At 70.4% G+C, this 14275-nt stretch carries 9 protein-coding genes and 4 pseudogenes; 5 read left to right on the top strand and 8 right to left on the bottom strand.

What is annotated here, in order from left to right; all coding sequences use genetic code 11:
* From ACIBEC_RS45000 to ACIBEC_RS44975, 6 genes and pseudogenes are all read right to left on the bottom strand, one after another.
* A partial coding sequence (locus ACIBEC_RS45000; RefSeq protein ID WP_396290650.1) for a reverse transcriptase N-terminal domain-containing protein occupies positions 1 to 362 on the bottom strand: 362 nt, incomplete at its 3' end.
* A gap of 1172 nt (positions 363 to 1534) precedes the next feature.
* Positions 1535 to 2578: a hypothetical protein gene (locus tag ACIBEC_RS44995; protein WP_360508878.1), complete on the bottom strand. Its 1044-nt coding sequence runs from the start codon at positions 2576 to 2578 to the stop codon at positions 1535 to 1537.
* 441 nt (positions 2579 to 3019) lie between these two features.
* Positions 3020 to 3964 (bottom strand): annotated as a pseudogene (locus ACIBEC_RS44990) (hypothetical protein).
* Positions 3965 to 4048: 84 nt separating this feature from the next.
* Positions 4049 to 4198: pseudogene (locus ACIBEC_RS44985) on the bottom strand (IS256 family transposase); the annotation flags it as partial.
* A 16-nt stretch (positions 4199 to 4214) separates the two neighbouring features.
* Positions 4215 to 4634 carry a transposase gene (locus tag ACIBEC_RS44980; RefSeq protein WP_360508877.1) on the bottom strand — a complete coding sequence of 140 codons (420 nt, stop codon included), beginning with the start codon at positions 4632 to 4634 and terminating at the stop codon, positions 4215 to 4217.
* Between the two features lie 190 nt (positions 4635 to 4824).
* Positions 4825 to 5022, bottom strand: a pseudogene (locus tag ACIBEC_RS44975) (isoprenylcysteine carboxylmethyltransferase family protein); the annotation flags it as partial.
* A 439-nt stretch (positions 5023 to 5461) separates the two neighbouring features.
* Here ACIBEC_RS44975 and ACIBEC_RS44970 point away from each other — a divergent pair.
* A complete protein-coding gene (locus ACIBEC_RS44970; RefSeq protein WP_360508875.1) occupies positions 5462 to 6727 on the top strand; it encodes an APC family permease in 1266 nt (421 codons plus the stop codon).
* Between the two features lie 10 nt (positions 6728 to 6737).
* Here the strand turns inward: ACIBEC_RS44970 and ACIBEC_RS44965 are convergent, their stop codons facing one another.
* Positions 6738 to 7049, bottom strand: a complete 312-nt coding sequence (locus tag ACIBEC_RS44965) for a PadR family transcriptional regulator (RefSeq protein WP_360508873.1) — start codon at positions 7047 to 7049, stop codon at positions 6738 to 6740.
* A 327-nt stretch (positions 7050 to 7376) separates the two neighbouring features.
* On the opposite strand from ACIBEC_RS44965, the pseudogene ACIBEC_RS44960 reads away from it, so the two are divergent.
* Positions 7377 to 7631, top strand: a pseudogene (locus ACIBEC_RS44960) (MFS transporter); the annotation flags it as partial.
* A 143-nt stretch (positions 7632 to 7774) separates the two neighbouring features.
* Here the strand turns inward: ACIBEC_RS44960 and ACIBEC_RS44955 are convergent.
* A complete protein-coding gene (locus tag ACIBEC_RS44955; RefSeq protein WP_360508871.1) occupies positions 7775 to 8407 on the bottom strand; it encodes an OsmC family protein in 633 nt (210 codons plus the stop codon).
* A gap of 518 nt (positions 8408 to 8925) precedes the next feature.
* On the opposite strand from ACIBEC_RS44955, the gene ppsA reads away from it, so the two are divergent.
* The 3 genes from ppsA to acsA all read left to right on the top strand — a co-directional run bounded on the left by ppsA (position 8926) and on the right by acsA (position 14266).
* Complete coding sequence (ppsA, locus tag ACIBEC_RS44950; RefSeq protein WP_360508869.1) at positions 8926 to 11286, top strand: phosphoenolpyruvate synthase; 2361 nt, start codon at positions 8926 to 8928, stop codon at positions 11284 to 11286.
* Positions 11287 to 11301: 15 nt separating this feature from the next.
* Positions 11302 to 12312 (top strand): 2-hydroxyacid dehydrogenase, encoded by a 1011-nt coding sequence (locus ACIBEC_RS44945; RefSeq protein ID WP_360508867.1) that lies wholly within the window; start codon positions 11302 to 11304, stop codon positions 12310 to 12312.
* Between the two features lie 160 nt (positions 12313 to 12472).
* Complete coding sequence (gene acsA / locus ACIBEC_RS44940; protein WP_360508865.1) at positions 12473 to 14266, top strand: acetate--CoA ligase; 1794 nt, start codon at positions 12473 to 12475, stop codon at positions 14264 to 14266.
* The last annotated feature ends 9 nt before the right edge of the window (positions 14267 to 14275 follow it).

Raw genomic sequence — 14275 nt, 5'->3', positions numbered from 1 at the left:
ATGCCGAGAGGTCTCAGCTTTGCGGGATTTGATCCCTTAGGGATGTACACGCGCTTCACCGCACGGGGCCTCCAGGAGGTGATGGATTGGTGCACGCGCACCGCCACATTTGCCCTCGCTTCGGAGGTCAGTGCGACCTCACCATCCACCCCTGCGGTCTTGCGCCCAGCATTTCGCTGCGTCACCTGCCGCACGCTGAGCAGCGTGTTGCATCGGGAACGTAGCATCAGCTTCTGCAGGTTCCTGACTTTGGGCCAGTCGCCTTCCTGAGTCGCCTTGAATATTCGCTGCCGGAGCCGCTCTACCTCTCGCTCGACCGAGCGCCAGGCGATCCAATTCCAATCGTCGGCCTCCAGCTGCATCTGCGAGGGGCCTTCAGGTCCGTTCACCATAAGGTGTCTAACTTGCCCTTCGGTTCGGGTAGCTCCTACAGTTCGTCTTCAAAGGCTCACCTGCCACACGTCAGCACGCTTTCGCGTCCCGGCACGTGCCGGGTATCCGGCCACTTTCACGGGGCATCCGACAGGAGAGAGTCGGTCATGTCCGCCTCGCGTTTCGTGTCGCCTTTCGGCAGCCGGCGTTAGCTTCTTGGGCATCCTGTCCCGCCAGAGAATTAGGCCCCTCTTACGATCGGCTTACCGCTACGTTCGCGCACTGCGCCCGTATCGGACTCTAGCGGGGTTTCCATGTTCCGCATGTGTGAGGTGCGGCTGGGGTTGGGTGTCCTCTATACCCCGAGGGCGGTGGTATCCACACGACCAAAATCAGTCTTTGGCCGCCACCTGTCGCCTTTCAACGACGGGCCCCTGTCACTTTGTGATACATGCCGCCACAAAGCGTTGGAATTACGAGGCATCAGTAAGGATTCACTGGTATTCACCCCATGCCCAGCCTTCCCATCGCCTGTGGCCCCCGGGCGGAACGGAGACTCTTGGGCTTTCCCCCGAGCTTCACACCCGGCTGAGCAGGACCCAGCCACGCATGTCGGGGTAGGGACAGGCCACGGATACGGCCCGGACTACGTCTTCGACCTCAGTCGATCCTCCTTCGACGTCTTCACTCAACACAAGCGACCTCATGTCGCAACGGACGGTTCCAATGACCGACTCCACCTTTAGGGGTCTCGGACGAGTTCCGGACCCGGCTGCTGGCACGGGCGTTGGAGATACACGGCGACGACTTGGGGATGACACCAGCGTGATCAAGAAGATGGGCTACCACCGGCACCTGCAGAAGCTGATGGCGGACGCCGTGATGTTCCAGACGTCGGAGGCTCTTCCTGGACCACCGCGGTGCGCCCGCGGTGGTGGGCGTCGCGCTCAACGCGCCTGGACCACTTACCTCACCGCGCGTGCCGGTGGCCTCGCCGACACTGCGGAACCAGGTCGGCCATGAACGTCAGCCCCCTCTGGCAGCCGGGCCGTTCAGTCCAGGAAGGAAGCGGGCTTGACACGATCCACTTGAGCGATTTGATCGGGAACCGCCGCCAACTACGCGTCGATCGCCAGCAGGAAGTTGACATTCCGATACCCGACTACTCGGGCTGCGTCACTTCCAGGGCGCTGGAACAGACGGGGCGGGTGCGGGCGCTGTAGGAGCGGGCGGCCACGAGGAGGCCGATGCCCAGGCCGCCGAATGCCAGGCCGCCGAACTCGCCGAACCAGATGATCCCCGAGCTGGAGGTGAACGGCGGGGACGGCTTGAGCTTGGGCAGTACGCCGACAGCCATGAGCGGGGCCATGACGTTGAGGATGACCCCGTACATCGCCAGTGGGATGCCGGTCAGCCAAGCCGGTATCAAGGGCAGTAGGCGAGGGACCCGTCGTCCGGACAGGAACAGCGTCCAGCGGGGGAACACCTGCCCCCACACGTACAGCAGCCCCAGCAGTAGGAAGATCCCCACCATCGCGGCCAGCACGGTCACGTCGATCCCCGCCGACGCGGTTGCCTTCGCCGGGCCCGACGCTTCGGCGGTCGTCGTCCTGTTCCAGTCATCGCCCGCGACGCCGAGTACGTTGCCGCCCAGTGTCCAGATGGTCTTGGATCCTGCCCACGGCAGGAGTCCGCACATGAGCAGGTACACCGCGACGCGGGTGCGCCTCGGGGCTCGGGAGGCGGCTGGGTGGGCGAGCGGGCCGTCGCTGGTGCCGGCGTGCGGCCGCCCGCAGCGCGGGCAGTCGCCGCGCAGCCGTCGGCGGTACGACAGGCCGACGAGGAGCAGGAGGGCAGCGCCGGCCGTGTTCAGCAGCACCTGGGCCAGACCGGTGGCGCTCTCGACCCCCGAGAGCGTCACAATCGTCACGAAGTAGATCGGCAGCCCGTTCATTCCCACGACGAATACCAGGAGCGTCGTGATCAGCCCCGTCGCCACCGCAACCCGGCCGAGCTTGGCGAGAGTTCGGGTGCCGGCCAGGCAGACGCCGCCGGCCAGGAGCGCGACGGCCGCCAGGAAGAGCTGGACCGCCGGCGCATACGCGGCGTGCTCCTTCCATTGCACGGTGGTACCAGTCGCCGCCCAGGTGACCTCGACAGCGGCGTACAACACGCCCCACAAAGCAGCGGCCGTGGGTACCCACATGGGCCACCGCCGCCACCACAACATCCGCCCCGTGCTTGTGGTCGGTGGCCTAGGAACGCCGCCTACCTTCGAGTTCGCAGGAACAGCCACTGTGACCCCCGTATATCCGGATTGCTGACACCCCAAGACTCCCCGTCACCCGCGCTGATCACATCCATCCCACGGGCCACTCGCCTCCCCCTCGCGGGGGAAGGCCGGATCGTGAGCGTCAACCCGGCAGGTAGCCATGAGAGAGGAACCGACCCGAACACTGAGGAATACTCCCCGGATCGAAAAACCCCACTGCACCAGTTGAACAGCGGCTGCGCGCCGAGCTGACCCAGGACGACCTCGTCCTCGCCGGACCGGAGGCGTGAGGGTGAGAACCGTCACCCGGCCAAGGGGCCGAAGACGCGAAAGGGCGGCCGGAGCACCAGACTCCAGCCGCCCTTTCCTGCCCCGTCAGGACTCCTCGACCGCCCGCCGGATCAACGGCACCGCCTTCTCCACGTCCGCCGACGAGGCGATCCGCACCTCCAGGTCACCCGTCCCCGGGTGCCCGATGCCGCGCACGTCGCGGGTGAAGCCCTCTTCCAGCTCCACCGTGTCCGGGTCCAGCCGCAGATACACCAGCAGCGCCCGATGCGACGGCGACGGGCGGAAGACCACCGACGCCACGTTCAGCAGCCGCTTGTAGGCGATGTAGTGCTTGAGCACCACCACCTCCAGCTCGCCCACCGCGGTCAGCACCTCGTCCAGCTCGCCGTACAACTCCCGCAGGCACTCCGGCACCTCCACCTGCGAGGACTCCACCGGCACCGCGACCACCTCCGGCTCGTCACCCGCCTCGTCATCCGCCTCGTCGGCCGCACCGGCCGGCACCGACGCGGCACCCGAGGCGGCGAAACCTGGAACGGTCTCGACCAGCTGCAGCGTCAGCAGGTCCGGCCCGAAGACCCGGTAGCGCACCAGGTCGACGCGGTGATCCCGCTGGTACAGCGACGCCGACGCCGCAGCCCGGTCATGGCGCGAGAACTCGCCCGCGATGCAGATCACCCGAGGCCGCTGCCACTGGACCGCTCCGCGACATCGGCGCCCAGCCGTCTGCGCACCAGCGCGCCAGCAGCCACACCAGGTAGGACCCCGCCTGGGTGATCACCCCGGCATCGCGCCCGCGCTTGAACTCGATGACCACCGGCACGCCGCCTCGTCCAGCCCCAGAGTGTCGATCCGCCCCTGGTGCCACGGCCCCGTCGAGTACTCCGACGCCAGGAACCGCACCCCCAGCATCTCCTCCAGCGCCCCCTCGACCCGCCGCTGCAGCTCCCGCTCCCGCGTCACCGTCGAACCCCGCAGCTCGACATCCCGGCCATCAGCCCCCCGTCGGAACACCTTCAGATCAGCCACCCACGCCGGGACTATCACGATCTAGGTGTACGGCACCCGGTTGGCCTAGGTGTTGATCTTGTTGTCGGGCGTGGGCCGGTTGGCTTACGCCCGCGCGGCTGACAGGCGGCCGTCGAAGGCGATGTCGAAGGCGTTGAGTGCGCCGAGCCAGCGGTTGCTCCAGCGTTGGCGGCCTCGTCCGGTGGGGTCGAGGGCGAGGGTGGCGAGGTAGAGCCGTTTGAGGGCCGCCTGCTCGATGCCCCTATGTCTGTCAACCTGTGATCTTGTAGATCTGCCGGGCCAGGTGGCGCTTCAGGCAGCGGATGATCTCTCGTTTCGTGCGGCCCTCGGTGGTGCGTCGTTGCAGGTAGGCGCGGGTCTGCGGGTGGCAGCGCAGGCGGGTGAGGAAGACGCGGAACAGGGCGGCGTTGGCCTGGCGGTTGCCGCCCCTGTTCAGCCGGCGGCGCTGGGTCTTGCCGGAGGACATCTCGACCGGGCTGACCCCGCACAGAGCGGCGAAGGCGGCCTCGTTGGCGAGGCGGTCCGGATTGTCACCGGCCGCGATCAGCAAGGTGGCGGCGGAGTCCTGACCGACGCCGAACAGGTCGAGTAGGTCGGGCGCGGTCGCCCGGACCTGCTCGGTGATGAGCTGGTAGACGGTCGACCCGGCAGGAAGGTCGATCCCGGGCACGGCCAAGACCACAGTGATGCCGGTCAATCCTCGCCTGCCTCTTCGTCCGTGTCGGCCGCGACCGGGTCGCGTGGTCCGCACGCGCTTGCCGTGGCTGTGGTGAATGCGGCGTATGCGTGCCCGCGGAATCGTCGGACTGGCCGACCAGGCGCTGCCGGGTCCGTCAGCCGTGGGATGCCGCGTGCTTGGCCAGCCAGTTGCCCAGCAGGTAAACGGTCAGCGGGATTCCGTACATCTCGGTGAACAACGCGCCCAGGAAGGCGGTGTAGGCGCCCATCGCACGCCAGTCCCGCTTCGTCCTGGGGTGGAAGAAGCTCGCGGCGAGTACCGCGAACAGGGCGGTGTTGAGCACCACCAGCGGCCACAGGCCATACGCGGCCTCATCCATCCCGTCCCCCCTTGTGGTGTCCGGCCGCCGCTCCGCAGCGCGCGCATAGCGGCGTAGTAGGCGGCGGTGTCGATCTGGCCGCTCTCAAGACGGTGGGGGAGCCTGCGCTCGGCGGCAGCGGCGACTGCGCCGGGTCCGGCCAGGCTGGCCAGGGGGCACCGGCGACAGAACGCAGCCGCGTGCCTCGCCGCCCACCAGAGCCATCCGGCGAGGAGCAGTGCGCCGATCAGCGTCGTCGTCACGGGCATGCCGGACTCCCGGGTCAGGAGCGTCCGCCGCCGCCCATGCCGCGCATCATCGTGATCATCATGGCTGTGCAGGCCATGGCGAGGCTTGGCCGGGCTCGGCGCCCTGTGCTGTTGCGGCCGCTCTATATCGTCTTCCGATATCGGGTTCCGTAAACGTATCGGTGCGGGTGCGCGCCGCCAAGGAGTGGGTCATGAGAAAGCCAGCGGCCGCGCCCGGTGCCGGGCAGTTGCAGCGGCACCTGGGCGTGTTCGACGCGGTGGTGATCGGACTGGGGTCGATGATCGGCGCGGGCATCTTCGCCGCGCTCGCCCCGGCGGCCTCGGCAGCCGGGTCCGGGCTGCTGCTCGGGCTCGCGCTGGCGGCGGTCGTCGCCTATTGCAACGCGACCTCCTCCGCGCGGCTGGCGGCCCGCTACCCGCAGTCGGGCGGCACCTACGTCTACGGGCGCGAACGCTTGGGCGAGTTCTGGGGCTACCTGGCCGGGTGGGGGTTCGTGGTCGGCAAGACCGCCTCCTGCGCGGCGATGGCGCTGACCGTCGGCTCGTACGTGTGGCCCTCACAGGCACATGCCGTGGCGGTCACCGCGGTGGTGGCGCTGACGGCGGTCAACTACGTCGGCGTCCAGAAGGCCGCCTGGCTGACCCGCGCGATCGTGGCCGTGGTGCTGGCCGTGCTCGCCGGGGTGGTCACCGCCTGCCTGACCAGCTCCGCCGCCGACACCGGGCACTGGGCCATCGGCACTGGCAACGGCTTCCACGGCACCCTCCAGGCGGCGGGGCTGCTGTTCTTCGCTTTCGCCGGGTACGCGCGCATCGCCACCCTCGGCGAGGAGGTCCGCGACCCGGCCCGCACCATCCCCCGCGCGATCTCGGTGGCGCTCGGCATCACCCTGGTCGTCTACGCGGTCGTCGCGCTCGCCGTCCTCGCGGTGCTCGGCCCCGACCGCCTCGCCCACACCGCAGCCCCGCTGGCCGACGCCGTCCGCGCCGCCGGCGTGCCGGGCCTGGCTCCGGTGGTGCGCGTCGGCGCGGCGGTCGCCGCCATCGGCTCGCTGCTCGCGCTGATCCTCGGCGTCTCGCGCACCACCCTGGCGATGGCCCGCGACCATCACCTGCCCCACGCCCTGGCCGCCGTCCACCCGCGATTCCAGGTGCCACACCGCGCCGAACTCGCCGTCGGCACCATCGTCGCGGTCCTGGCCGCCACAGCCGATGTGCGGGGTGCGATCGGCTTCTCATCCTTCGGCGTGCTCGCCTACTACGCCGTCGCCAACGTCTCCGCCTGGACACTCACCCCAGCCGAGGGGCGCCCGCCCAGGATCGTGCCGGTCGTCGGCACGATGGGCTGTCTGGTACTCGCCTTCGCGCTCCCGGCGTCCTCGGTGCTGTGGGGCGCGGTGGTGATCGCGCTGGGCGCCGCCGCCTACGGCGCGCGCCGGATGCTCGCCCGCACCTGAACGGGCAGTGTCAGGGGCGGGGCTGGTCCGGGGGCAGCACCTCGCGGGCCAGCTCCGCCAGCGCCCGCCGGTCCTCCGCCAGCGCCGCCCTGCCGGCCTCGGTGGCCCGGTAGACCCGGCGGGTGCGGCCGTCCACCACCCGCTGCTCCGAGACCAGCAGCCCGTCCGACTCCAGCCGGTGCAACGTCGGGTACAGCGTTCCCGGGCTGATCTTGTACCCGTGCCCGGCCAGCTCCCCGGCCATCCACGCGCCGTGGATCTCCTCCTCGGCCGCGTGGTGCAGGATGTGCAGCCGCACCGCTCCCCGCTGGAACTCCCGCAACCCGTGGCCTCCCTGAACCGCGCCACCCAGAGAGTGACGAAACCGATATCGGCCTCCGATGCTACGCCCCGACCAGCGCATCCAAACCGCTCAAGCCCCGCCCGGCGGAGCCCGCAGCTCTACACCCCGAGCACACAGCGGCGGCGCGCTCCCCTGTGCGGCCCTGCCTCGGTAGCGTGTCCTCGCGCCAACAACAACGCAGATCAAGGGGCCACAGTGTGCACCAGTTGAGCCAGCCGCGCGTTCCGACCGCGAGGGCGGCAGCGGAGATCCGAGAGCAAGCGGGCTCGCAGAATTCTGGCCGCCGATGTCCCGAGGAAGCCGACGATGCCTGATTCGCTCACCGATGACCGGGCCCTGCGGCGGCAGATCTGGCCGCTGTACGCGGCCGGGTTCACCACCGCCTTCGGCGCCCGTGGCATAGCCGCCAACCTGGGCGGCTTCACCGCCGCGCACCACGCCTCGTGGCTGGTGCTGGGCGGGTTGCTGGCGCTGTAAGACGGGGCGGAGGTGTTGCTCAAGCCGGCCTTCGGCACGCTCTCGGACCGGGGCGGGGCGCGGCCGGTGCTGCTCGGGGGCCTAGCTAGGCCGTATTTCAGGTCGCTGTTCCGGTCCTCGCTCCGCACCGGGATGATCACGGAGCGCGCAGTCGACTGCCTGCTCGTCCATCCGGCGCGCCGTGTGCCGGGCCGTGGGCCGGGGCGCCAACGTGACCGGTGGAGTGATCACCAGATCGGCGACTCTCGTCGCTCCGGCTCCAGCGTGATGGACACCTCGGGCGGACGCCCGAGGGTGTTGTGGACCGTGCAGTGCGAGGCGACCGCGAGCAGTGCCTCGGCACGCTCGGGCGGCAGGTGAGGAACCGCCAGGCGGATTGCCACGGCGGTGATCCGGGCGGGCCGGTCGGCGGCCATGGTGTGGCCAGCGGTCACCCGCAGGCCGTCGCGGGCGATGCCGTGACGGTCCAGGTAGCGCCCCGCGTAGTGCGCGACGCACCCGGCCAGAGCCGCGGACAGCAGCTCGACGGCTGTCGGACCGGTGGCGGTGCCACCATCCGCTCGGGGCTGATCAACCGTCAGAAGATGTCCCCGGGTGGTGATCGCGTAGACATCCCCGTGGACGCTGACGGCCTCGACGTGACCGGGCACGCTCGGCTCCGGTCGCTCGACGGCCGCGGCCTGCTGGAGGAGCAGGCCGGCCAGCTGCCTGGCCTCTCCCGGCGTCAGCGAGGCCCAGACCTCCGTCCGGTCGTACGGCTCGCAAGCAGTGTCGAGGACGACGCGGCCCAGCTCAGGGGGCAGGACCCCCGGGGCGAATCGGGAGACCGCGATCGTGCGTCCGCACCGGGTGTGGATCATGCTTTGCTCTGTGGGGCCCACCTCGGTGGGACTGGTCTCGGTTGCCACGGTCGGCCTCCCTCTGCTGCGATCCCCCGGCTTCCAGCACAGCGCCGCCGGCCGCGCCGGGACAGGGCTGCGCGGTCCGGGGCTGGGGCCGAACAGCCCTGGCGGGTCCGGGCCGCCGGTGGTGTGCTGGATATGACGGGAAGGGCCCCGGGAAGACGCGGGGTAGTGGTTCCAAGGCCGCGCAGCGCGCAATCAGGATCCGCGAGAAGCGGGTGGCCTCTTCCCGTCCCGACGTCTCGTGGGCCCTGTGGCCCACCGGCCAGGGGTCCTGGTCGGACCGGACGATGGGGTCCGGGGCCCCTGGGGCCACGGCGGTGCCGCGGGTGACGGTGGAGACCTCACCCGAGGAGGTGGCGACGATGGACCGGATCAAGGTCGCCAAGCACCCGACTCGCTCGCGGCCGCGTCCGCCGCTCGATCTGCGGACCCCGTCCGGCCGTCCGATGCCGTACTGAACTCCGGGAGCAGGAATGCGCCGTGTCATCTGGTTCGCCGACATCGGGCGTGAGGACGTCAGCCTGGTCGGCGGTAAGAACGCCTCCCTCGGCGAGCTGATCACCCACCTGGGCCCGGTCGGCGTCCGGGTGCCCGACGGCTTCGCCACCACCGCGGACGCCTACCGCGAGTTCCTCGAAACCACCGGTCTGCGAGAAGGGATCGCCGAGCAGCTGGAGCGGCTGCGCGAAGGTGCGCCGCTCCCCCAGGTCGGCGCCGCGATACGCGCCTCGGTGCTGGCCGCCCCCCTGCCGCCCGCGCTCGAGCAGGAGCTGTGCGAGGCGTACGAGCACCTCGCACGGAACGCCCGGCGGACCGACCCGGATGTCGCCGTGCGGTCCAGCGCCACGGCCGAGGACCTGCCGGAGGCGAGCTTCGCCGGGCAGCAGGAGACCTTCCTCAACGTCCGGGGCCGCGAGGCACTCCTGGACGCCTGCCGCCGCTGCTACGCCTCGCTGTTCACCGACCGGGCGATCGACTACCGGGAGCGGATGGGCTTCGGCCAGCTGGCTGTGGCTCTCTCGGTCGGGGTGCAGCTGATGGTCCGCTCCGACCTCGGCGGGGCCGGGGTGGCGTTCACCCTGGACACCGAGACCGGCTTCCCCGAGGTGGTGCAGATCAGCGCCGCCTGGGGGCTGGGCGAGACCGTGGTCAGCGGGCAGGTCGACCCGGACGAGTACCTGGTCTTCAAGCCGCTCCTCAAGAACCAAGTGCCGAACCCGATCCTCCAGGCCTCGGTGGGCCCCAAGCGCCGTAAGGCGGTCTACGCCGACGAGGGCCTCACCCGCACCGTGGACACCATTGCCGAGGAACGGGCCCGGCGGGTCCTCGACGACAACGAGATCCGCACCCTTGCCCGGTGGGCGGTGGCGATCGAGGAGCACTACGGGTGCCCGATGGACATCGAGTGGGCCAAGGACGGATCGCGCGGCGAGCTGTTCATCGTCCAGGCCCGGCCGGAGACCGTGCAGTCCCGCCGCCGCGGTGCGGTGCTGCGCCGCTACCGGCTGACCGGCACCGGCGACCGGCTGGTGGACGGGATCGCGGTGGGCGAGGCGGTGGGCGCCGGCCCAGTGTGTGCCCTGGCCAGCCCGGTGGACCTCGAACGCTTCCCCACCGGAGCAGTACTGGTCACCGCGATCACCGACCCGGACTGGGAGCCGCTGATGAAGCGCGCCTCGGCGATCGTCACAGACCACGGCGGACGCACCTCGCACGCCGCGATCGTCAGCCGGGAACTCGGCGTGCCGGCCGTCGTGGGCACCGGCCGGGCGACCGCCGCGTTGGCCGACCGGCAGGAGGTGACAGTCTCCTGCGCGGAGGGAAGCGAAGGGCATGTCTACGCCGGGCAGGTCGCCTTCGAGGAGACCGAGACGGACCTCGGCTCGCTACCCGAGACCCGCACCCGGGTCATGCTCAACCTTGCCGACCCAGCCGCCGCGTTCCGCTGGTGGCAACTCCCGGCGGACGGCGTGGGGCTGGCCCGGATGGAGTTCATGGTGGCCCACCAGGTGCGGATCCACCCGATGGCACTGGTCCACCCCGAGCGGCTCTCCGCGGAGGACCGGCGCCGGGTCGACGCCCTCACCGAGGGATACCGGGACCGCGCGGACTACTTCGTCAACCGGCTCGCCGAAGGCATCGCGGTGATCGCCGCGTCCCGCTGGCCGAACCCGGTGATCGTCCGGACCAGCGACTTCAAGACCAACGAGTACGCCCGGCTGATCGGCGGTCAGCCCTTCGAGCCCATCGAGGCCAATCCGATGATCGGCTGGCGCGGCGCGAGCCGGTACTACGACGAGCGCTACCGCGAGGGCTTCGCGCTGGAGTGCCGCGCGCTGCGCAAGGTCCGCGACGAGCTGGGGCTCACCAACGTCGTGGTGATGATCCCGTTCTGCCGCACGCCCGAGGAGGCCGGCCGGGTCCTGGCCGAGATGGCTGACAACGGCCTGACGCGCGGCCAGGGCGGCCTGCTGGTCTATGTGATGGCCGAGATCCCGTCGAACATCCTGCTCGCCGAGCAGTTCGCGATGCGCTTCGACGGCTTCTCCATCGGCAGCAACGACCTCACCCAGCTCACCCTGGGCGTGGACCGTGACTCCGATCTGCTCGCCCACCTCTTCGACGAAAGCAACCACGCCGTCACCCGCTCCATCGAGAGCCTGATCGCCACCGCCCACGCGGCCGGCCGGCACGTCGGTCTCTGCGGCCAGCGCCCCAGCAACGACCCCGAGTTCACCCGCTTTCTCGTCCAGGCCGGGATCGACTCCGTCTCGGTCACCCCCGACAGCTTCGCCACCGTCAAAGACCATGTGGCCGCCGCCGAGCGGTCCTGACCGGCCGAGGAACCCATGGAGATCATCGCGTACGGCGTCCTGACCGACGAGCGACGACCACTGGAGTCGGCCTTCCGCGAGGCCTTCTCCGGCAGCCACCCGCTGCGGTGCCTGGAACTGAACCTCGACCACGACACCGCGCCCACCGCCGCCGGATACGGGATCGTCCTCAGCAGCGTCAACGACACGCTCGACGCCGAGGTCCTGGGACAGCTCGCCGTCGGCGGAACCCGGATGATCGCCCAGCGTTCGACCGGCTACAACAATATCGACCTGCGCGCGGCCGAGGAGCTGGGGCTGACGGTGGCCCGGGTGTCGTACTACTCCCCGTACTCCGTCGCCGAGTTCGCGTGGGCGCTCGCGCTCGCGGTGAACCGCAGGATCGTCCGCGCCACGGTCCGGGCTCGCGAGTTCGACTTCCGCCTCGACGGGCTGCTGGGCCGCGACTTCCACGGCCGCACGGTCGGCGTACTGGGCACCGGAAAGATCGGCACTGTCTTCGCGCGGATCGCCCACGGCTTCGGGATGCGGCTGCTGGGCTGCGACGTGGTCGAGAGCCCCGAGTGCCGGGCGCTCGGCCTGACCTATGCCGACCGGGACAAGCTCTTCGCCGAGGCCGATCTGATCAGCCTGCACCTGCCGCTGCTGCCGGACACCCGCCACCTCGTGGACGCGGCCGCGCTCGCCCGGATGAAGGACGACGCCATCCTCATCAACTCCAGCCGCGGCGGCCTGATCGACACCGACGCGCTGGTCGCTACCCTCCGTGCGGGCCGACTCGACGGCGTCGGCCTGGACGTGTACGAGGAAGAGGCCGGACTCTTCCACCTCGACAAGTCGCTAGAGGTCATGACGGACGACACGCTCGCCCGCCTGATGACCTTCCGCAACGTCGTGATCACCTCGCACCAGGCGTACTTCACCCGGGACGCGCTGGACCAGATCGCCGCCGCCACCGTGGCGAACGTACGGGACCACTTGGCCGGCCGCACCGGCGACAACACCCTCACCGCACCCCCTCCGTAAGCGACCACCGTCGAGGGCGCGGGCACATCGGCCCTGGCCGTGGGGGCTCCCGTCCCCCGATCGCCGCGGGCACGGTCTTCGAGGACCCTGGAGGTAAGGGGGCAGGTCGAGGGCCGGCCGTGGCGGGCGTGATCAGATCCGAGTCCCGGAGGGAGCCATCGTGGACGGCGAGCTCACCCGCGAGCGCGGGGCACCACGGGTGCCACCCAACCTGGCCGACTACGAGCAGGCCCGGCGCGAGTTCTCCTGGCAGCGGGCACGCGGGATGCTCGACGGGCTACCGGCCGGCGGTGGGCTGAACATCGCGTACGAGGCGCTCGACCGGCACGTCGCCGCCGGGCACGGGGAGCACGTCGCGTTGCGCTGTATCGCGCCCGATCGGCAGGTCACGGCCGTGACCTATGCCGAGCTGGCGAGGTGGACCAACCGCTTCGCGAACGCGCTGCACACTCTGGGAATCGGCCGGGGCGACCGGGTCGCCTCACTGCTGAGCCGCTGCCCGGAGCTGTACGTGTCGGTGCTGGGCACGTTGAAGAACGTCTCGGTGTTCTGCCCGCTCTTTCCGGCTTTCGGCCCGGCACCGGTGGAGGAGCGGCTGAGGCTGGGCAACGTCCGTGTGCTGGTCACCACGGACGAGCTCTACCGGCGCAAGGTGGCCGACCGGCGCGAGCAGCTGCCGGAGCTGGAGCACGTGCTGATCGTCGGACCGTACCCCGAGGCGTTCCCCGGCACCCGCTCGTTCGACGCCCTCCTGGCGGCCGCGTCCGAGGAGTTCGCCATCCCGGACACCGACCCGCAGGAGATGGCGCTGCTGCACTTCACCAGCGGCACCACTGGTACTCCCAAGGGCGCGGTCCACGTGCACGAGGCCGTGGTCGCGCACCACGCCACCGCCGCGTTCGCGCTCGACCTGCACCCCGAGGACGTCTTCTGGTGCACCGCCGACCCCGGCTGGGTCACTGGCACCTCGTACGGGATCATCGCGCCGCTGACCCACGGGGTGACGTTGGTCGTCGACGCGGGGGACTACGAGGCCCGGCGCTGGTACGGCATCCTCGCGAGCGAGCGGGTGAGCGTCTGGTACACCGCCCCGACCGCGATCCGGATGCTGATGCGCACCAGCCCGCGCGGCAGCCCACCGGACCTGCCGCGCTCCTTCGACCTGTCCGCGCTGCGGTTCATCGCCAGCGTGGGGGAGCCGCTCAACCCGGAGGCTGTGCGCTGGGGTCAGGAGATCCTGGGCCTGGCGATCCACGACAACTGGTGGCAGACCGAGACCGGCTGCATCATGATCGCGAACTTCGCCGCGACCGAGATCCGCCCCGGCTCGATGGGGCGGCCGCTGCCCGGGGTCGAGGCCGCGGTGCTGGAGCGCGGCCCGGACGGACGCGCGCTGGTGCGGGACGGTCAGGTCCGTGAGCTGGAGAACGCTGATGCCGAGGGCGAGTTGGCGCTGCGGCCCGGCTGGCCGTCGATGTTCCGCGGCTACCTGCACGCGAAGGAGCGTTATGAGGCGTGCTTTGCCGGCGGCTGGTATCTGACCGGCGACGTCGCCCGGTGCGACGAGGACGGCTACTTCTGGTTCGTCGGCCGTGCCGACGACGTGATCAAGTCCGCGGGGCACCTGATCGGGCCGTTCGAGGTGGAGAGCACGCTCATGGAGCATCCGGCGGTCGCGGAGGCCGGGGTGATCGGGCGGCCCGACCCGGTGGCGGGGGAGATCGTGAAGGCCTTCGTGTCGCTCAAGCCGGGCTTCGAGCCGGGCGGCGGCCTGGCCCGGGAGATCGCCGCCTTCGCACGCCGGCGCCTGGGGCCCGCCATCGCGCCTCGCGAGGTCGCCTTCGACCAGCACCTGCCGAAGACCCGCAGCGGCAAGGTGATGCGGCGACTGCTGCGCGCCCGCGAGCTCGGACTTCCGGAGGGCGACACCTCGGCGCTGGAGGAGGCGAAGTGACACCGGGCA

The organism is Kitasatospora sp. NPDC051164 (assembly GCF_044455625.1).
Classification (GTDB): Bacteria; Actinomycetota; Actinomycetes; order Streptomycetales; family Streptomycetaceae; genus Kitasatospora.
Note: the sequence above shows the minus strand (reverse complement) of the source record. Positions and strands in the feature narration are given on the sequence as shown.

Bases quoted from the DNA above. Each gene is read 5' to 3' on its own strand.
- ACIBEC_RS44995 (WP_360508878.1), bottom strand. From the start codon at position 2,578: ATGTGGGTACCCACGGCCGCTGCTTTGTGGGGCGTGTTGTACGCCGCT.
- ACIBEC_RS44970 (WP_360508875.1), top strand. From the start codon at position 5,462: ATGAGAAAGCCAGCGGCCGCGCCCGGTGCCGGGCAGTTGCAGCGGCAC.
- ACIBEC_RS44945 (WP_360508867.1), top strand. From the start codon at position 11,302: ATGGAGATCATCGCGTACGGCGTCCTGACCGACGAGCGACGACCACTG.
- ACIBEC_RS44955 (WP_360508871.1), bottom strand. From the start codon at position 8,407: ATGATCCACACCCGGTGCGGACGCACGATCGCGGTCTCCCGATTCGCC.
- ppsA (WP_360508869.1), top strand. From the start codon at position 8,926: ATGCGCCGTGTCATCTGGTTCGCCGACATCGGGCGTGAGGACGTCAGC.